The following is an 18,751-nucleotide window of genomic DNA, read 5'->3' on the forward strand; positions in this document are numbered from 1 at the left end:
ACGCAGGCGACGCCGACCGGGCGGAAGGTTTCGCCCGGCGCGTGCGTTCCGGCTCGACGTGAACCTCTTCTCCCCCGTCGCCCTGGGCGACCTCCAGCTCCCCAACCGCGTCGCGATGGCCCCCCTGACCCGGACGCGCGCCGGCGCCGACGGCGTGCCGAACGACCTGCTCGTCGAGCACTACGCGCAGCGCGCCAGCACCGGCCTGATGGTCACCGAGGGCACGTTCCCCAGCGCCGAGTCGCGCGCCTACCCGGGCCAGCCGGGCATCGCCACCGACGAGCAGGCCGCGGGCTGGGCCCGGGTCGCCGACGCGGTGCACGCCCGCGGCGGCCGTCTGGTCATGCAGCTGATGCACGGTGGGCGCGTGTCGCACACCGGGATCACCGGGACCGACCGGATCGTCGCCCCCAGCGCGCTCGCGATCGACGGCGAGACCCGCCTGCCCGACGGCTCGAAGACCGCGTACCCGGTGCCGCACGCGCTGACCGCCGACGAGATCCCCGGCATCGTCGCGACGTTCGTCGAGGCGGCGCGCCGCGCGGTCGACGCGGGCCTGGACGGCGTCGAGGTGCACGGGGCGAACGGCTACCTGCTGCACGAGTTCCTGTCCCCGGCGTCCAACGTGCGCGACGACCAGTACGGCGGCTCGCCGGAGAACCGCGCGCGCCTCGTGGTCGAGGTCGTCACGGCGGTCGCCGCCGAGGTCGGCGCCGGGCGCGTGGGCCTGCGCCTGTCCCCCGGGCACAACATCCAGGACGCGTTCGAGACGGACGCCGCCGACGTCGCGGCCACCTACGGGCACGTGGTCGACGCGATCCGCCCCCTGGGCCTGGCGTACCTGAGCGTCCTGCACGCCGACCCCGCCGGGGAGCTCGTCCAGGACCTGCGCGCCCGGTTCGGCGGCCCGCTGATGGCCAACACCGGCTTCTCGGCGATGACCACCCGCGAGGAGGCGCTGCAGCTCGTCGCGGACGGCACCGCGGACGTCGTGGCCGTCGGCCGCGCGGCGATCGCCAACCCCGACCTCGTCGAGCGCTGGGCGGGTCAGCACCCGGAGAACGAGCCGAACCCGGCGACGTTCTACGGCGCCGGCGCCACGGGGTACACGGACTACCCGTTCCTCGCCGACACCGACGCTGCCGGCGCGTCCGCAGCCCGCGCCTGACGCACGCCCGCGGGCGACGCTGGGCGGCGACGGACCGACCCAGCCGACCGAGGAGACCGCCGTGGCGACGCTCAGCGTGTGGAAGTTCGACACCCCCGAGGGGGCCGACCGGGCCGAGGGCGCCCTGCAGGCCCTGCAGAAGCAGCAGCTGATCCAGGTGCACGACGCCGCGACCGTGTCGTGGGAGCCCAGCCGGAAGAAGCCGAAGACGCGGCAGCTCAACAACCTCACCGTCGCGGGCGCGCTCGGCGGCACGTTCTGGGGTCTGCTGTTCGGGCTGCTGTTCTTCGTGCCGCTGCTCGGTGCCGCGATCGGCGCCGCGGCGGGCGCGCTCGGCGGGTCGCTGACGGACGTGGGGATCGACGACGGGTTCATCGACTCGGTCCGCAGCAAGGTCACGCCCGGCACGTCCGCGCTGTTCCTGCTGTCGTCCGGGGCCGTCGGGGACAAGGTGCTGCCCGCGCTCAAGGAGCAGGGCATCCACCCTGAGCTGATCCAGACGAACCTGTCCGCCGAGGAGGAGGCGCGGCTCCGGGCGGCGTTCGAGGAGAACGTCTGACCGGTCCGCCGGCGGTGCGGCTCAGAGCATCCCGCGCTGCACCGCCACCCGGACCGCCGCCCGCCGCCCGTCCGCGCCGAGCTTGCGGTAGATCGCCCGCATGTGGGTCTTCACCGTGTTGACCGACAGGTAGAGCGACGCCGCGATCTCCTCGGCGGTCAGCGACGAGCGCAGGCACGCCAGGACGTCGCGCTCGCGCGCGGTGAGGTCCCAGGCGGAGGTGCGCGCCGCGGGTGCGGCCTGCTCCGCGACGAGGAGCCGGGCCACCAGCTCCTCGTGCGCGCTGCCCCACTCGAGGTGCGCCGAGAGCAGCGGGTGCAGGTCCGCGGCGCGGTCGCGCAGCGGGCGCACCACGCCCTGCGGCGCGGCCAGGTCCAGGGCGTCCTCCAGCGCACGGTGCGCCGCGTCGGTCGCGCCGTCCTGCTCGTGCAGCAGCGCGGCGGCCGCCGCGAGCGCGACCCGCGCCGGGGTCGGCGGCCCGGGGGCCGCGGGTCGGCCGGCGTGCACCGCCCGCCACGCGCCCGCCCGGTCCCCCGTGCGCCGGAGCACGTCCGCGAGCCAGGCGAGCGACAGCGGGTCGCCGAACGCGGCCGCCCGCCGGTCGACCCGCGCGAGCGCGGCGCGCCCCTGCCCGGACGCGGCCAGGTGCACCGCCGTCACCAGGTCGCGGAACCCCGGCAGGTGCTCGGGCTCCCCCGCGTCCGTCCACGGCGCGTCGAGCACCGCGCGCGCCGCCGCCAGGCCCGCGGCGTCGCCCTGGGCCACGGCCACGAGCGCGCCGATCCCCGCGGCGTGCGCGGCGACCTCCCGGCGGGACCTCCCGGCCGCCTCGACGGCCGCCGCCAGCTGCTCACGCGCGTGGTCGAGGTCGTCGCGCCAGTACGCCACCAGGCCGCAGGTCAGGTGCGCCGTCGCGACGACCCCCGAGCCCGACCACCCGTGCGCGGCCGCCGTGCGGAGCACCTCCAGGGCCCGGGTCCGGCCGTCGGCCAGGTCACCGAGCTGCGCGCGGGCGAGCGCGGACTCCGCGCGGCAGCCGAGCGCGAGCGCCCCCCACCCCCGCTGCGCGGCCAGCCTCGCGGCCTCGTCGAGCAGCGCAGCGGCGTGCGGGTCCGCCGCGGCGCCGAGCCGCTGCTGCTCGGCCCGGCCCAGCAGGTACAGGCCGAGCGCCCGGGTGGCACCGTCCAGGTCGTCGCGCGCGAGCAGCGCCCGACCCCGGCGGACCGCCTCGCCCAGCGGCGGACGGCCCGGGGCCAGGAACGTGCGGACCAGGTCACCGACGACCGCCGGGGCGGTGCCCGCGCCGACCGCACCGCCCGGGTCGAACGCGCGCGCCGCGGACAGCGCGAGCAGCACGTCGGGCGCGTGGGCGTGCGGGTCGGGCAGCGCCGACCGCAGCCGCTCGATCAGCCCGACCTCGCCCCGCACGACCAGGTCCGGCCACCGCTCGCCGAGGATCGACGCGGCGGTCCCCGGCGCCTGGGCCTCGAGCGCGTGCCCGATGGCCGCAGCCGGGTCGGTCGACGCCCGGTGCTCCGCGACCACGCGGTGCGCGGCCCGCGCCGCGGCGGGGTCCCGGCGCGCGAGCACCGCCCGGGCGTGCGCGGCGACCAGCGCGTGCCACCGGTAGGCGACCCGGCCGTCCTCGTCCCCGCCGACGGGCGTGAGGAACAGCCCCCGGGCGACGCACTCGTCGAGCAGCGCCGCGCCGCCCGGGACGACCGCGTCCGCGAGGTCGGGGTCGATCGTGCCCGCCACGCTCGCGCGCAGCACGAAGTCCGCGAGCGCCCGCGGCAGCGACCCGAGCACCTCCGCGAGCAGGTAGCTGGTCAGGGGCACGTCCCGCGCGCCCACGCCGCGCAGCGGCCCCCCGTCGTCGTCGAGCACCCCCGCCGCCAGTGCCAGCTGCACGGCGACGGGCCAGCCGCGGGTGACCTCCCAGACGTCCCGGGCCCGGTCGGGGTGCCGGCCGTGGCCGCCGACCAGCTCGGCGACCTCCTGCTCGGTGAACGCCAGCGACCGGCTGCGGACCTCGCCGAGCTGCCCGCTGATCCGCAGCCGGTTCACGGGGACCCCGGCGTCGAACCGGCACGCCAGGACCAGCCGCGCGCTCGCGTAGCGCAGCAGCGGGGTGAGCACCTGCCGCGCGGTGCGCAGGGACACCAGGTGCACGTCGTCGAGGACCACGACCGGTGCGGGCGCGCCGGCTCCGGTCCCCGCACGCGCGTCGAGCCGGTCCAGGTCCGCGACGAGCGCGTCCACGCGGGCGCCGACGGTCCCCGGGGCGCCGAGCCGGCCGGGGGTGCTCGGGGACGCCGTCGCGTCGGCCGCGGCCTGCGCGACCGCGTCGGCGAGCACCCCCGCGAGGCGCCCGGGGTCGTCGTCGAGCGGGTCGAGCGAGGCCCAGACCAGCGGGGCGGCGACAGCGGGCGCCCACTGGCTCAGCAGCGTCGTCTTGCCGTACCCGGCCGGTGCGCACACCAGCACCAGGCGGTGCCGGTCGACGGCCTCGTCGAGCTCGGCGACGCACCGCGGGCGGGCGAGCAGCCCCGGGGCGGGACGGGGCGCGCGGACCTTGCCCGGCGGCGCGCCCGACGTCGTGCCGGACGGTGCGCCCGGTGCGGACCTGCCTGCTCGTGCGGTCATCGCTCACGCCCCCGCGTCGCGCCCACCGTAGCGCCGGGTGTCGTCGCCGTCCGGCGGACCGGGGTCGGCGACCACCTGGAGGTCGGCGATCGCGATGCCCAGGTCCCCCAGCAGGGCCACGACGCCCGTCAGGCCCGCGCGGTCCGGCACCCGGCAGGACAGCACCGCGCCGTCCGCGGTGGGGGCCGCGACGATGTCCGCGTAGTCGCGCAGACCGGCGAGGTCGTGCTCGGGTCCGACGACCCGGATGTGGACGAGCATGCCCACCCCTCCGCCGAGGCCTGCGCGCGTCGGGTCCACCGTGGCTCCCGCCCGGGCCGGTGTCGTCATGCGCCGCGGGTGACTCCCGCGAGGGCACGGAACCCCCGTGTACCGCGGGTGCGGTACACCGGGCACCGCCGGAGGGGGACGACGGGCGAGGCACCCGGGGCGATGCTGGGACGCGACGCGCGTCTGCCACCCTGGTCCGGCGCGACCCGATCGAGCCGGACAGGAGGAGCCCGCCCCGTGACCACCCCGCTGCAGCTCGGCTCCCGGGCCGTCCGGGCCGTCCGCGCGGTCGACACCGTGACGCGCGGCACCCGCCCCACCCCCGGCCAGCTGGCCCTGACGGGGTTCTGGCTCGCCGCGATGCTGACCACCACCTCCGTGCGGACCGGCACGTTCGAGCGGCCCGGCGCGCCGCTGCTGCTCGCCGTGCTCGCGGCCTGGGCACCGCTGCTGCTGCGCACCTGGCGCCCGGCGCTCGCGCTGGCGGGCGCGCTCGTGGCCGAGTCCACGATCCTGATCTTCCTGGCCGTCCCGGACGCGGTCACCGCCCCGACCGGCGGCATGGGCGCGTACCAGCCGGTCCCGCTCGCGTCGATGCTCGCGGTGGCGACGCTCGCGGCCCGGGCACCGCGGGCGACGGGCTGGCTCGCCGGGGTCGGCGCCGGTGCCGTCCTGGCCGTGCTCGGCGTGGCGATCAGGTCGACGGAGACCTACCTCACCGACCTGGTCGTGTTCTACCTGGTGGTGACCGCCGCGGCGCTCGGGGTGTGGCGGTCGGGGCTGCGGGAGCGCGCGGCCCGCGCGGCCCGCGAGCGCGACGAGCACGCCCGGCAGGCGGTCCTCGACGAGCGGCTGCGGATCGCGCGCGAGCTGCACGACGTCCTCGCGCACAACCTCACGCTGGTGAACGCGCAGGCCGGCGTCGCCCGGTACCTGCTGCGCACCGACCCCGGCGCCGCCGAGTCCGCCCTGCGCGACATCACGCAGCACACCGGGCGCGCGATCGACGAGCTGCGGGCGACCGTCGGCCTGCTGCGGAGCCGAGACGACGACCCGGGGGCCGCGGGTGCGGACGCCGCGCTGCGCCCCGTCCCCGGGCTGGCCGCGCTCGACGAGCTGCTCGACCGCGTCCGCTCGGCGGGCACCCGGGTCGAGCTGGCGACCTCCGGCACCCCGGGGCGGCTCGACCAGCACGCCGACCTGGCGGCCTACCGGATCCTCCAGGAGTCGCTGACCAACGCGGCCAAGCACGCGCCGGGCGCGACCGTCGACGTCGGGCTGACCTGGACCGGGGCGGGCGTCCGGCTGCGCGTCGCGAACCCCGTAGGCCCGGACACCGGCCCCGACCGGGCCCCCGCGCCCGGCACCGGCAACGGGCTGATCGGCATGCGCGAGCGCGCCACCGCCGCCGGCGGCACCCTGCGCGCGGGGCCCGCCCCGGACGGCGGGTTCGAGGTCGTCGCGACGCTCCCCGCCCAGCCCGCGCCCGAGCCGACCGACCCCGCACCGACCCCGACCCCGACCGGAGGACCCCGCTGATGAGCGTGCGCGTGCTGCTCGCCGACGACCAGGCGCTGCTGCGCGCCACGTTCCGCCTGCTCCTGGACGCGACCGACGACATCGAGGTGGTCGGCGAGGCCGCCACGGGCGCCGAGGCCGTGGCGATGACCCGCAGCACCCGGGCCGACCTCGTCCTGATGGACATCCGGATGCCGGACATGGACGGCATCGAGGCGACCCGCCGGATCACCGCCGACGACGCCCTGGCGGGGGTGCGTGTGCTCATGCTCACGACGTTCGAGGCCGACGACCTGGTGCTCGGCGCGCTGCGGGCCGGCGCGAGCGGGTTCCTCGGCAAGGGCGTGGAGCCCGAGGCGCTGATCGACGCGATCCGCACCGTCGCGGCCGGCGACCGCCTGCTGTCCCCCGCCGCGACCCGGGCCGTCGTGCAGCGCCTCCTCGAGCAGCCGGAGCCCCAGGTCCCCGCACCGGTCCCCGGCTTCGCCGACCTGACCGAGCGCGAGCGCGAGATCACCACGCTCGTCGCCGCGGGCCTGTCGAACACCGAGATCGCCGAGCGGCTGTTCATCAGCCCCGCGACCGCGAAGACCCACGTCAACCGGGCCATGATGAAGACGGCCGCGCGCGACCGGGCGCAGCTCGTCTACCTGGCGTACCAGGCAGGGCTGGGCGGCGTCGGCTCGCAGTGACTCGATATAAACATCGACTATCGGGCGATACTCGATGTTTATGTACGATGGACTCATGAAGACCGCGCGCTCGTACCTGCCGGCGACCGAGGCGGCCCTCGTCGCGCTCGGCGCCCAGGTGGCCGCCGCGCGCCGTGAGCTGGGCTGGACCGCCGCCGAGCTGGGCGAGCGGGTGGGCGCCAGCACCGCCCTGATCTCCCGCATCGAGCGGGGCGCCCCCGGAACCGCGATCGGCACCGTGTTCGAGGCCGCCATCGTGTGCGGCGTGCCGCTGTTCGGGGTCGGGAGCCGCGACCTCGGCGACGTCGCCGCCCGCGAGCGCGACCGCCTCGCGCTGCTCCCCCGCCACGTCCACCAGCGCTCCGTCGAGGTCGACGATGACTTCTGACGGCGCCACCGGCTCCGGCTCGTCGGTCTTCGTCTGGGTGTGGCTGCCCGGCGCGACCGACCCGGTCGTCGCCGGCGTCCTGCACCCGAGCGGCGACGACCTCCAGGGCGAGCCGGTGCTGCTGTTCCGCTACGCCGCCAGCTACCGCGCCCGCCCCGACGCGATCTCCCTGTTCACCCCCGAGCTGCCGCTCACCCCGGCTACGTTCGACCCCCGGCGCGCCGCCGGGCGCGACCCGCTGCCGATCGCCGGTGCGCTGCGGGACGCAGCACCGGACGCCTGGGGCCGGCGCGTCGTCGACGCCCGGCTCGGCGCACGGGTGGGCACGCGGGTCGGCACGCACGGGGCGGACCTCGACGAGCGGATCTACCTCCTCGCGTCGGGTTCGGACCGCATCGGCGCCCTCGACTTCCAGGCCTCGCCCGACCGCTATGTCGCCCGCGACGACGACGCCGACCTGCACCAGCTGCTCGAGCTCACCGACCTGGTCGAGCGCGGCGAGACCGTCCCCGACTCGCTCACCGCCGCGGCCGCGCACGGGACGTCGATCGGCGGCGCCCGACCCAAGGCCCTGCTGCGCGACGGCGACCGCCGGGTGGTGGCCAAGTTCTCGTCGAGCACGGACACACGCCCCGTGGTGCAGTCCGAGGCGGTCGCGATGCTGCTCGCACGGCGTGCGGGGCTCCAGGTGCCCGAGGTGCGGGTGGTGCGCGCGTCGGGCAGGTCGGTGCTGCTCGTCGACCGGTTCGACCGCGTGCCCGTGACGCGGGCGGACGGGACGACCGGCCACACCCGACGGCAGATGGTGTCGATGCTCACCGTCCTGGGGCTCTGGGAGATGAACTCCCGGTACGCCAGCTACGCGCAGATCGCCGACGCGATCCGCACCGGGCCGTGGACCGACGTCGGGGCTAGCCTGCGGGAGCTGTACGGGCGGCTCGTGCTGAGCGTCCTCGTCGGCAACAACGACGACCACCTGCGCAACCACTCGGCGTTCTGGGACGGCGCGCGGCTCACGCTGACCCCTGCCTACGACCTGGCGCCCCAGCCCCGCAGCAGCCGGACGTCGAGCCAGGCGATCGGCATCACCCGCGACGGCCGGCGGGCGTCCCAGCTCTGGCTGGTGCGCGAGGCGGCGGCGGACTTCCTGCTGCCCGCGACCGAGGCGGACGCGATCATCGACCGGGTGCGCGGTGCGGTCGAGGACGGCTGGGACGACGCCTGCGACCAGGCCCTGCTCACGTCGACCCAGCGCTCGGCGCTCCGTGGTCGCGAGTTCGGCAACCCGTACGTCTTCGAGCCCGAGGGGACCGCATGACCAGCACCGGGCAGTCCCCACCCACGGCCGACCCCGGCCCGGAACCGGCGTCCGAGCACCCCGCGTCCGCGCACCCTGACACGCCGGACGCCCCCGACTCCCCCGCGACCGCGCGGCGGCGCCGACGCCCCCGGCCCCCGCACCCCGGCGGCGTCGCGGTCGGCACCCTGTTCGCGGCGCTCGCCATGACGCCCTCGCTGCTGCCGCGGGACTGGCTGTTCCAGGGCCTGGTGTCCGGCATCTCCGGCGCGCTCGGCTACGCGGTGGGCGTGCTGCTGGCGTGGGTGCTGCGCCACGTCCCCGCCTGGCGACGGTTCGTGGCCGGGGCGACGCACCGGGTGCCGCCGCGGCTGCGCCGATGGGTCCGCCCCCTGCTGGGCACGCTGCTCGGCGCGGCCGTCGTCGCGACGCTGACGCTGATGCTCGTGCACGGCGCGCGGTGGCAGCGCGAGATGACCACCGCGATCGGGATGCCGCCGCCGTCGACGGGCGACTGGCTGCGCGCCGGGCCGCTGCTCGTGGTGATCGCCGTGGCGCTGGTCATGGTCGCGCGCGGCGTGCGGTGGCTGGGGGTCCGCATCGAGCGGATGCTGCGGCGCCGGCTGCGGTTCCCGCGGGTGCTGGCCGTCGCCGTCGCGACCGTCGTCGTCGGGGCGCTCGTGGTGGTGCTGGTGGACGACGTGCTGCTCGCGCGGTCGCTGTCCGCGGCGGACTCGGCGTTCGCGGCGCTGAACACCCGCGACCACCCCGGGGTCACCCAGCCGCAGGACCCGGAGCGGTCCGGCTCGCCGGAGTCGCTGGTCGGCTGGGACACCCTCGGCCGCGAGGGACGCCGGTTCGTGGCGCAGGGCGCGTCGCCCGAGGCGCTCGCCGCGGCCACCCCGGACGGTGACGTCCGCACCCCGGTCCGGGTGTACGTGGGGCTGGAGAGCGCCCCCACCGCCCAGGAGCGCGCGGACCTCGCGGTCGCCGAGCTCGACCGGACCGGCGCGTTCGACCGCGCGGTGCTGCTGATCGTCACGACCACCGGCAGCGGTTGGGTCAACGGGTCGGCGGTGGAGGCCCTGGAGCTGCTGCACGGCGGCGACACCGCCGCGGTCTCCACGCAGTACTCGTACCTGCCGAGCTGGCTGTCGTTCCTGGTCGACCGGTCCCGTGCGGCCGACGAGGCCCAGGCGCTCGCCGCGGCCGTCGAGGCCCGGGTCGCCGCGATGCCCGAGGACGAGCGGCCCCAGCTGCTCGCCTACGGGGAGAGCCTCGGCTCGTACGGCTCGGAGACCGCGTACACCTCGCTCGCCGACATCCGCGCGCGCACCGACGGCGTGCTGTGGGTCGGCCCGCCGAACTCCAACCCGATCTGGCACGCGCTCGTCGACCGCCGCGACCCGGGCACGCCCGCGAACGCCCCGGTGTACGCGAGCGGGCTGCTGGTGCGGTTCGCCGGGGACACCGACCAGATGGCCGACCCACCGACCGCGTGGGAGGACCCCCGGGTGCTCTACCTGCAGCACGCGTCGGACCCGATCGTCTGGTGGAGCCCGGACCTGCTCCTCACCCGACCCGCCTGGCTGTCCGAGAACCCCACCGGCGAGGCGGGGCTGACGATGACCTGGTACCCGCTGGTGACGTTCTGGCAGCTGACGTTCGACCTGGTCAACTCGAAGTCGGTGCCCGACGGCCACGGCCACAACTACGACGCCCTCACCCTGGACGGCTGGCTCGCCGTGGCCCCGCCGGCCGACTGGTCCGACGCGGACACCGCCCGCGTGCGCGAGGTCATGACGCGCTGACCCCGGCCCCGACGACCCGGTCCCGCGGGGCCGGTGTGGACGGTGCGTGCCGACACGCGTCGGCGTGTCCGCCCGGGTGGATCCACCCGGGGACGGGACAGGGGTGGGTGCGGGGCGGGGATGATGGGGGTCCGTCAGCTGCGTCCCGGAGGTTCGCGTGTCCCGCACGTACTCGCACGTCGTCATCGGGGCCGGTGCGATCGGCGCCGCCGCCGCGTACTGGCTCACTCAGCGGGGTGCGCGCCGCGTCCTGGTGCTCGAGCAGCACGACCTCGGGCACGCCCTGGGCTCGTCGGGCGATCACTCGCGGATCATCCGCCGGTCGTACCACCGGCCCGAGTACACCCGGCTGACGGACGCGATGTTCGCGGCCTGGGCGCACGTGGAGCGGGAGTCCGGTCTGCCGGTGTACCTGCGGACCGGCGGGCTGGACCTCGCCCCGCCGGAGCACGGCGGGGACGCGCGGCTCGACCCGGTCCGTGCGGCGCTGGCGGACGCGGGGCACGGCTACGAGGACCTGACGACCGCCCGGCTGCGGGAGCGGTTCGACCAGTGGCGGGTCCCCGACGGGACCACGGGGCTCTACCAGGCGGACGCGGGGATCATCGACATCCGGCGCTCGGTGTCCGCGCACGCCGCCCTCGCGCTCGCCGCGGGCGCGGAGCTGCGCACCCGGACCCGGGTCACCGGGGTGGACGTCCGGGACGGCTCCGTCACCGTCCGCACCGACGGGGGCGACGTCGAGGCCGGCGCCCTGGTCGTCGCCGCGGGCTCGTGGCTGGGCGACCTGATGCCGGACCTCGGGCTGGCCTACACGTTGACGCTGTCGCAGGAGCAGGTCGACTACGTCGCCGCTCGGCGCCCCGCGGCGTTCACCCCGGACCGGTTCCCGATCTGGGTCTACCACGGCGCCGACGTGCACTACGGGTTCCCGGTCTACGGGGAGGCCGCGGTCAAGATCGCCCGGGACATGCGCGGCGTCTTCATCACCGGCGACCAGCGCAGCCACGAGACCGACGCGACGGAGACCGCCCGGTCGCTGCGGTTCCTCGCGGAGCACCTGCCCGAGGCGGCCGGCGTCCCGCTGCTCGCCCGGACCTGCGTCTACGACATGCCCGCGGACCGGGAGTTCGTGCTCGACACCGTCCCGGGGCACCCGCACGTCGCGGTGTTCAACGGGGCGGGGCACGGCGGGAAGTTCGCCAGCCTGATCGGCTCCGTGCTGGCCGACCTGCTGACGACCGGCAGCACCGAGCACGACATCGACCTGTTCCGCGTCGACCGGCCCGAGCTCACCGACCCCACGTACGTGCCGCAGTTCTCGCTGGGCGCCTGACCCCGACCGCGGCCCCGCGCGGCCCCGCTACGCGGCCGGCACGCGCCGGTACCGCAGCCAGACGGTCCCGTTCGCGAACCGGTGCTGGTCCGCGAGCGCCAGGTCGAACCGGAGCCCGTCGGGCCAGAACCGCAGCCCGCCGCCGACCGCCACCGGTGCGACGAGCGGCTGGACCTCGTCGACGAGCCCGGCCCGCAGCGCGTGCGCGGCGAGCGTCGGCCCGTCGATCGTGACGTCGTGGTCCCGGCCGGCGACGAGCGCGCGCACGGCCGCCGGGTCGAACGCGCGCTCGACGCGGGTGCGCGGGGTGGTCGGCGCGGTCAGGGTCGTGGAGTAGACGACCTTGTCCGCCGCCTGCCACACCGCGGCGAACTCGCGGACGAAGTCGGGCGCGTCGGGCAGCTCGTGCGCGGTCTGCCAGAACGCCATCACCTCGTACATCCGCCGCCCGTACAGGTACGTCCCGACGGCGCGCATCCGCTCGGACAGGAACGTGTGCACGTCCGCGTCGGCCCCGCCCCAGTCGCTGCTGCCGTCCGGGCCCGACGCGTAGCCGTCGAGCGAGGTGAACATCGAGTAGATCAGCCGCCCCATCGCGCGAGGGTAGCCGGGCCCCCTCGCAGCGCGGTCAGCCCACCGGCTGCCGCCCCGGGGCGGGTGCCGGGTCCTGCCGCGCAGGCGTGCCCGCCGCGAGGAACGCCGCCCGCGGGTGCGCGACCGAGGCGAGCGACACGAGATCCCGCCCGAACAGCCCGGCCGTCGCCCAGACCGCGAGCACCCGCACCTTCCGCTCCCAGGTCGGGATGGCGAGCACGTGGTAGCCGCGGTGCACCAGCCACGCGAGCCGGCCGCGCAGCACGACCCGCCCCTGCTGGAAGATCCCGGTGCCGAGGCCGAGCGTGGCGATCGCGCCGAGGCTGCGGTGCACGTAGGGCCGGGTGGCCCGGCCGGCCCGGACCGCCAGCAGGTTGCGCGCCAGCAGGCGGCCCTGCCGGACGGCGTGCTGCGCGTTCGGCACCGTGACGGCGCCCGGGCGGTCCGCCGCCAGGTCCGGCACCGCCGCCGCGTCACCGGCCGCCCACGCGTCCTCGACCGGTGCGGCGTCCGTGCCCACCCGCAGGTCCGGGCGGACGACGACGTACCCCCGGGCGTCCACGGGCAGGTCGGTGGGGGTGGCGACCACGGGGTTCGCGGCGTTGCCGGCCGTCCACACCAGCAGGTCCGTGGCGATCCGCTCGCCGGTGGACAGCTCGACGACCCCGTCGACGGCCGACACCACGCCCGTGCCGAGGTGCACGTGCGCGCCGCGGCCCTCCAGGAGCCGCACCACCCACCGCCCCTGCGCCTCGCCGACCTCGGGCAGCACCCGGTCGCTCAGCTCGACGAGGTGGAACTGCACCTCGGCCGGGTCGATCTCGGGGTACCGGTCGGCGAGGTCCAGCGCGAGCAGGTGCGCCTCCGCGAACCCCTCGACGCCCGAGAACCCGCCGCCGACGACCACGACGGTCAGCGCCCGCTCCCGCAGCGGTCCGGCCGGCAGCGCCGCGGCGCGGTCGAACGCGGTGAGCACGCGGTCGCGGATCGCGACGGCCTCCTCGACGTGCTTCAGGCCGATCGCGTGCTCCGCGACCCCCGGGACGGGTACCCGCCGCGTCACGGCCCCCGCGGTGAGCACGAGCGTGTCGTACCCGAGCTCCCGGGCGGGCCCGTCGGCGGGCTGCACGGTCAGGCGCCGCTGCGCGTGCACGATCCGGGTCACCGAGGCCGCGAGCACCCGGGTGCGGCGAAGGTGCCGGCGGTGCGCGACCGCCGAGTGCCGCGCCTCGACCGAGCCGGCGACCACCTCGGGCAGGAACGGCTGGTAGGTCAGGTAGGGCCGCGGGTCGACGAGCACCAGCTCGTCGTCGGGTCCGAGCCGCCGCTCCAGCCGGCGCGCCGCGGTGAACCCCGCGTACCCGCCTCCGACGACGACGATGCGTGCCATGTGGATCTGCCTCCCTCGGCCGCCGCGCACCGTGCGCGCCGGCTCCACCCCTGGGACGACGCAGCCCCCGCGGATGTGAGGTCGGGCGTCGCGCACCGGGTGAATCGACCCCGTGACCTTGCGTGCTGCGTCGCGGGGGCCGATGAGAAAGGGGATGCCTGCCACGCCCCCGCCGTCCCGCGACCGACCGCCCGCCCTGCTGCTCAGCGCCGCCGCCGCGCTCGTCGCGGTGCTCGCGACCGCCGAGCTCGTGACCGACGTGGCGGGCCTGACGGCGGCCGGCGGTGCCGTCGCGGCGGGGATCGGCGGGGCCGTGCTGCGCCGCCAGGTCCCGCTGCGGGCCGTCGAGGAGCGCGGGCTGTGGCGCTGGGTCGGGCACGCGGCCGTCGCGGTCGCCGTCGGACTCGCCCTGGAGGCGCTGGTCGACCTGGTGCTGCGCGGCGACGCCGCGGCGTGGGCCCGGGGCGCCCCGCTCACGGTCGCGGCGGTCGTCGCCGTGCTCTGCGCGTACCAGGGGCTGCTCAGCTGGAACCGGTTCCGCACGTCCGCCTCGCACCCGGCCGACTGGGTCAACGCCGCGGGCTCCGTGCTGTGCACCCTGGCGCTCGGCGCGTACCTGCTCGACGCCAGCAGCCTGGTCACCGACGGCCCGGGCTGGGCGGTGGAGGGCCACGTCGTGCGGCTGGCGGCCCTGGTGGTGCTCGCGGTGACGACCGTGGTGGTGACGGTCGTCGGCGGTCTGCTCGACGACCCCCGGGCCTGGGTGCTCGCCGCGGGGCTGCTGGCGATGAGCGCCGTCGAGGTCGTCACCGCGCCGCTCGCGACCGGGGCCGCGGTCGCCCCGGCGCCGGTGCTGCCCGTGGTGCTGAGCTGGACCGCGCTGACGCTGGTCGCCGCGGGTTCCGGCGCGGTCCGGCCGCCGATCCTGCGCGGGCACTTCGCGTCGTCCCAGGTGGTCACGGTGTGCGCGCTGCTCGCGATCCTCACGGGCGTCGGCGTCCTGGTCGCGTACGCGCTGCACCCGGGCGACTGGCTGCTCGTCCCCGTGCTGGCGGCGGTGGGCGTCCTCGGGGGCTGCGTGCGGATGTTCCGCACCATCCACGAGCTCGCGTTCGTCGCGTCCACCCGCAAGGAGGCGCGCACCGACCCCCTGACCGGGGTGCCCAACCGGCGCGCGATGCTGGAGACCGTCGACCGTTTCGCGACCTCCCGCACGGGGGCGGCGCTGCTGGTGATCGACCTCGACCGGTTCAAGGACGTCAACGACCGGTACGGCCACGCGGCCGGCGACGTCGTCATCACGACGATCAGCGGCCGCCTGCAGCACCGGCTGGCCGGCACCGGGCTGCTCGCGCGGTTCGGCGGCGACGAGTTCGCGGTCGTCATCGACGACCCGGACCTCGCGCGCGCGTCGGCCGTGGCGGCGGCGCTGCGGGAGGCGGTGCGGGAGCCGATCGAGATCACCGGGCGGGTGGTGCGGCTCGAGGCGAGCATCGGCGTCGCCAGCACCGCGTTCGGCGACCACCGCGACGGCGAGCTGCTGCGCTGGGCGGACACCGCGATGTACGCCGCGAAGCGCTCCGGCGGCGGCGTGCGCGTGTACGACGAGGACGCCGACGCCCGTGAGCGCGCGGAGCTGGCCCTCGCCGACGAGCTGCGGGTCATGCTCACCACCGACGACGAGCGGTTCGGGGGCCTCGAGCTGCACTACCAGCCGCAGCTCGACTGCACCGACGGCGCCGTGGTCGGCATGGAGGCGCTGGTCCGCTGGGCGCACCCGGAGCGCGGTCTGCTGCCGCCCGTGGCGTTCATCGACCTGGCGGAGCAGACCGGCTCGATGTTCGCCCTGACCGAGCGGGTGCTGGCGCAGGCGACCCGGCAGGCCGCCCGCTGGCAGGCCGAGGGCCGGGACCTCGCCGTGGCGGTGAACCTGTCGACGTCCTGCCTGGAGCACCCGCGGCTGCTCGCGACCCTGGACCACGTGCTCGCCGACGCCGGCCTGCGCCCGGAGCACCTGGTCGTGGAGATCACCGAGACCACGCTCATGCACGACCCGCGGCACGCCGTCGCCGTCACCCGGGACATCGCCGACCGCGGCATCGGGCTCAGCATCGACGACTACGGCGCCGGCTACTCCTCGCTGACCTACCTGAACGAGCTGCCGGCCGGGGAGCTCAAGCTGGACCGCTCGTTCACCGCGCGCCTGACGTCCGACGACCGCACCCGCGCGATCGTGTCCGGCACGCTCGACCTCGCGCACCACCTCGGCCTGCGGCTGATCGCCGAGGGCGTCGAGGACACGGCGACGTCCGAGGAGCTGCGCCGGATGGGCTGCGACCGGGCCCAGGGGTTCCTGCACAGCCGCCCGATGCCCGCCGACGCCGCCGACGCGTGGCTGCGCGAGCGCGACGTGCTCACCGCCGCGGGCGCCCGGGTGCTGCCGGCCCCCGGGGTCGTCCGCGGGCCCGTGCTGCCCACGCAGGTCACCGCGCCCTGACCCCGCCCGACGCCGGGCGGCCCGGTCCGCGTCAGCGGTCCTGCAGCCCCAGGTGCACGACCAGCAGCGCGACGTCGTCGTCCGGCTCGCCGGGCAGGCTCCGCGCCAGCACCTCGTCGGCGAGGTACGCCACGTCCACACCGCCGGGGGTCGTCGCGCGGGCGCGCGCCTCGGTCAGCGCCTCCCGGACCACCGGGATCAGCCGGTCCACGCCGGTCTGCAGGTGCTCGTCGCGGCGCTCCACCAGCCCGTCGGTGTACATCAGCACCGTCGACCCGCGCGGGACCGTCACCTCGGAGTCGGTCCGCGGCGCGTCGGGGGCGACCCCGAGGACGATCTCGGGCCGTTCCGTGCGCAGCTCGCGCACCGTGCCGTCGGGGTCCACCAGCAGCGGCGGCAGGTGCCCGGCGTTGGTCCACCGCAGCCGGGTCACCCCGTCGGCGTGCTCCTGCGGCGTCTGCTCCAGCCGCATCACCACGGCCGTGGCCATCGCGTCGACCCGCAGCGTCTCGAGCGCGCCGTCGAGCTGGCGGACGACGTCGGCCGGGGACCCGCCGGTGGTGGCGGCGATGCCGCGCAGCAGGGTGCGCACCTGGCTCATCGCCGCCGCCGCGTGCCGGTCGTGGCCCATCACGTCGCCGATGACGAGCACCGTGGCGCCTCCGGGCTGGACGAACGAGTCGTACCAGTCGCCGCCGACCTGCGCGACCTTCGCCGCGGGCACGTACCGCACCTCGACCTGGAGGTCGTCCGGCTCGGCCGGCGGGGACAGCAGCGCCCGCTGCAGCGTCTCGGCCATCCGCCGCTGGCTCTCGTAGAGCTGGGCGTTGTCGAGCGCGAGCCCGGCGCGGTCGGCGACCTGCACCAGCAGCGACAGGTCCTCGTCCGTCAGGTCGGCGTGGGCCGCGTCGAGGAACAGCGACACCGCACCGACCACCCGGCCGCGGGCCCGCATCGGCACGGCGTACCCGGTGCGCGGCGCGAGCTGCAGCAGCACCTCGCGCGCCTCCCCGGTCAGCACCCCGGCGACCGCCTCGGTGGCGTCCTGGATCACGACGACCTCGCCGGTGCGCAGCGCACGGTGCAGGAACGACTCCGGGGACAGCCCGCCGAGGCGCAGCTGCGCGTACCGGGCGACCGTCGGGCGCAGCGCCGGGTTCGCGTGCCAGCCCGCGATGTCCCGCAGGTGGCGCTGCTCGTCCCACAGCGTCACCAGGCACCAGGACCCGAAGTCGCGCACCAGGTGCCGGGCGAGGCGACCGACGGCGTACTCGGTGTCCAGGGTCGAGCTGAGGTCCTCGCTGACGGTGGTGATGAGCTCGAGCCGCTTGCGGGTGGTCTCGGCGACCGCGCTGACCTCGGCCTGCTGCCGCTCGGCCGACCGCCGGGCGGTGATGTCGTGGAAGTACACCGACAGGCCGTCCGGGCCCGGGGAGGCGCGCACCTCGAACCAGGCGTCGAGGGGCGGCGGGTAGTAGGACTCGAACGCGCGCGGCTCCCCCGTCGCGACGGCGCCGCGGTAGTGCTCCTCGAACGGCGAGCCCGGCGCGAACGGGAACAGGTCCCAGATCACGCCGCCCACGAGCTCCGTCCGGGTGCGACCGAGCAGCCGCTCCGCGCGGGCGTTGACGTAGGCGAACCGCCACTGCGCGTCCAGCAGGAAGAACGCCGAGGACATCGTCTCCAGCACGCGCGCGATCCGGGCGTCGGCCTCGCGCTCGCGGGTCGTCTCGTACGCCGCGCCGAGCACCCGCACCGCGGCGCCGTCCGGCCCGGCGAGCGCGAGCCCGCGGGCGCGGACCCAGACCGTCGCACCGTCGGGGCGCACGACCCGGTACTCCGCGGAGTACTCCCCGCAGCTCGCGATGGCGGCGGCCAGGGCCTTCGCGACCCGTCCGCGGTCGTCCGGGTGCACGCACGCGTCGAACGCGGCGATGGTGCCGCCGAACTCGCCGACGGGGACGCCGAACAGCGCGTGCAGCGCCTCGTCCCAGTCCAGCCGGCCGGTCGTCAGGTCCCAGTCGAAGCTGCCGACGCCGCCGGCGGTGACGGCGAGCCGCCACCGGACCCGGTCCTGCTCGTACTCGACGGACAGCGCGGACAGCTCGAGCTCGGCCACGGCCGACGCCGCGAGGTCGGTCAGCACCAGCACGTCGTCCGTGGACCAGGTCCGCACCTGGGCGTCGTACACGCACAGCGCGCCCACCACGTGCCCGTCCTTGCCGACGAGCGGGACGCCGAGGTAGGCGCGCACCCGCCCGTCGCTGACGGCGCCGATCTCGCACAGGCGCTGGTCCGCGGCCGCGTCGGCGACCACCAGCGGCTCACCGAGCCGCGCGGTCACCAGGCAGACGGAGTCCTGCAGCGCGGACCGCTCCCCCGTGACGCCGACCGCCGCGCCGGCGGCAGCGCCCACGGTCTGCACGTCGCCGAGCAGCGACACCTGGGACGCCGGGGCGGCGAGCAGCCGGGACGCCAGCTGGGCGAGGCGCTCCAGCGCGGGGTTGCCCACGGAGCCGAGCAGGCGCTGCACCGCGGCGCCGCGGGCGTCGTCGGGTGCGGGTCGGGAGGTCTGGTCGGGCACG

14 protein-coding genes are annotated in these 18,751 nt (G+C 76.7%); 9 read left to right on the forward strand and 5 right to left on the reverse strand.

Translation table 11 applies throughout. The features are described 5' to 3' along the window. Positions 1–58: 58 nt before the first annotated feature. Together ACFVXN_RS08090 and ACFVXN_RS08095 are read left to right on the forward strand one after the other, a co-directional pair. Positions 59–1,168 carry an alkene reductase gene (locus ACFVXN_RS08090; RefSeq protein ID WP_389229998.1) on the forward strand — a complete coding sequence of 370 codons (1,110 nt, stop codon included), beginning with the start codon at positions 59–61 and terminating at the stop codon, positions 1,166–1,168. A 61-nt stretch (positions 1,169–1,229) separates the two neighbouring features. Continuing rightward, positions 1,230–1,727: a DUF1269 domain-containing protein gene (locus ACFVXN_RS08095; RefSeq protein WP_389230001.1), complete on the forward strand. Its 498-nt coding sequence runs from the start codon at positions 1,230–1,232 to the stop codon at positions 1,725–1,727. A gap of 21 nt (positions 1,728–1,748) precedes the next feature. On the opposite strand, the gene ACFVXN_RS08100 is transcribed toward ACFVXN_RS08095, so the two are convergent. Beyond that, on the reverse strand, positions 1,749–4,373 hold the full coding sequence (locus ACFVXN_RS08100; RefSeq protein WP_389230004.1) for a LuxR C-terminal-related transcriptional regulator: 2,625 nt from the start codon (positions 4,371–4,373) through the stop codon (positions 1,749–1,751). A gap of 3 nt (positions 4,374–4,376) precedes the next feature. After that, on the reverse strand, positions 4,377–4,634 hold the full coding sequence (locus ACFVXN_RS08105; RefSeq protein WP_389230007.1) for a hypothetical protein: 258 nt from the start codon (positions 4,632–4,634) through the stop codon (positions 4,377–4,379). Between the two features lie 246 nt (positions 4,635–4,880). On the opposite strand from ACFVXN_RS08105, the gene ACFVXN_RS08110 reads away from it, so the two are divergent. From ACFVXN_RS08110 to solA, 6 genes are all read left to right on the forward strand, one after another. Next, a complete protein-coding gene (locus ACFVXN_RS08110) occupies positions 4,881–6,182 on the forward strand; it encodes a sensor histidine kinase (protein ID WP_389230010.1) in 1,302 nt (433 codons plus the stop codon). Beyond that, entirely contained in the window at positions 6,182–6,853 is a 672-nt protein-coding gene (locus ACFVXN_RS08115; protein ID WP_389230013.1) for a response regulator, read from the forward strand. The genes ACFVXN_RS08110 and ACFVXN_RS08115 overlap by 1 nt, the downstream gene beginning before the upstream one ends. A gap of 55 nt (positions 6,854–6,908) precedes the next feature. Then, on the forward strand, positions 6,909–7,241 hold the full coding sequence (locus tag ACFVXN_RS08120) for a helix-turn-helix domain-containing protein (RefSeq protein WP_389230016.1): 333 nt from the start codon (positions 6,909–6,911) through the stop codon (positions 7,239–7,241). Further along, positions 7,231–8,559, forward strand: a complete 1,329-nt coding sequence (locus ACFVXN_RS08125; protein WP_389230019.1) for a type II toxin-antitoxin system HipA family toxin — start codon at positions 7,231–7,233, stop codon at positions 8,557–8,559. Before ACFVXN_RS08120 ends, ACFVXN_RS08125 begins: the two co-directional genes overlap by 11 nt. Then, positions 8,556–10,349, forward strand: a complete 1,794-nt coding sequence (locus ACFVXN_RS08130) for an alpha/beta hydrolase (protein WP_389230023.1) — start codon at positions 8,556–8,558, stop codon at positions 10,347–10,349. Before ACFVXN_RS08125 ends, ACFVXN_RS08130 begins: the two co-directional genes overlap by 4 nt. A gap of 157 nt (positions 10,350–10,506) precedes the next feature. Then, positions 10,507–11,685, forward strand: coding sequence for an N-methyl-L-tryptophan oxidase (gene solA / locus ACFVXN_RS08135; protein ID WP_389230026.1), 1,179 nt, complete (start codon positions 10,507–10,509; stop codon positions 11,683–11,685). A gap of 27 nt (positions 11,686–11,712) precedes the next feature. Here the strand turns inward: solA and ACFVXN_RS08140 are convergent, their stop codons facing one another. Together ACFVXN_RS08140 and ACFVXN_RS08145 are read right to left on the reverse strand one after the other, a co-directional pair. Further along, positions 11,713–12,279, reverse strand: a complete 567-nt coding sequence (locus tag ACFVXN_RS08140; protein WP_389230029.1) for a dihydrofolate reductase family protein — start codon at positions 12,277–12,279, stop codon at positions 11,713–11,715. Between the two features lie 34 nt (positions 12,280–12,313). Next, the gene (locus ACFVXN_RS08145) at positions 12,314–13,669 is read right to left on the reverse strand and encodes an NAD(P)/FAD-dependent oxidoreductase (protein WP_389230032.1); all 1,356 of its coding nucleotides are present in this window, start codon (positions 13,667–13,669) and stop codon (positions 12,314–12,316) included. Between the two features lie 154 nt (positions 13,670–13,823). Here ACFVXN_RS08145 and ACFVXN_RS08150 point away from each other — a divergent pair, with 154 nt between their 5' ends. Next, positions 13,824–16,166, forward strand: a complete 2,343-nt coding sequence (locus ACFVXN_RS08150) for a putative bifunctional diguanylate cyclase/phosphodiesterase (protein WP_389230035.1) — start codon at positions 13,824–13,826, stop codon at positions 16,164–16,166. 31 nt (positions 16,167–16,197) lie between these two features. On the opposite strand, the gene ACFVXN_RS08155 is transcribed toward ACFVXN_RS08150, so the two are convergent. Then, a complete protein-coding gene (locus tag ACFVXN_RS08155; RefSeq protein ID WP_389230038.1) occupies positions 16,198–18,750 on the reverse strand; it encodes a SpoIIE family protein phosphatase in 2,553 nt (850 codons plus the stop codon). Between the last annotated feature and the right edge of the window lies 1 nt (position 18,751).

This window comes from Cellulomonas sp. NPDC058312, assembly GCF_042880135.1.
In the GTDB taxonomy this organism is placed as follows: domain Bacteria; phylum Actinomycetota; class Actinomycetes; order Actinomycetales; family Cellulomonadaceae; genus Cellulomonas.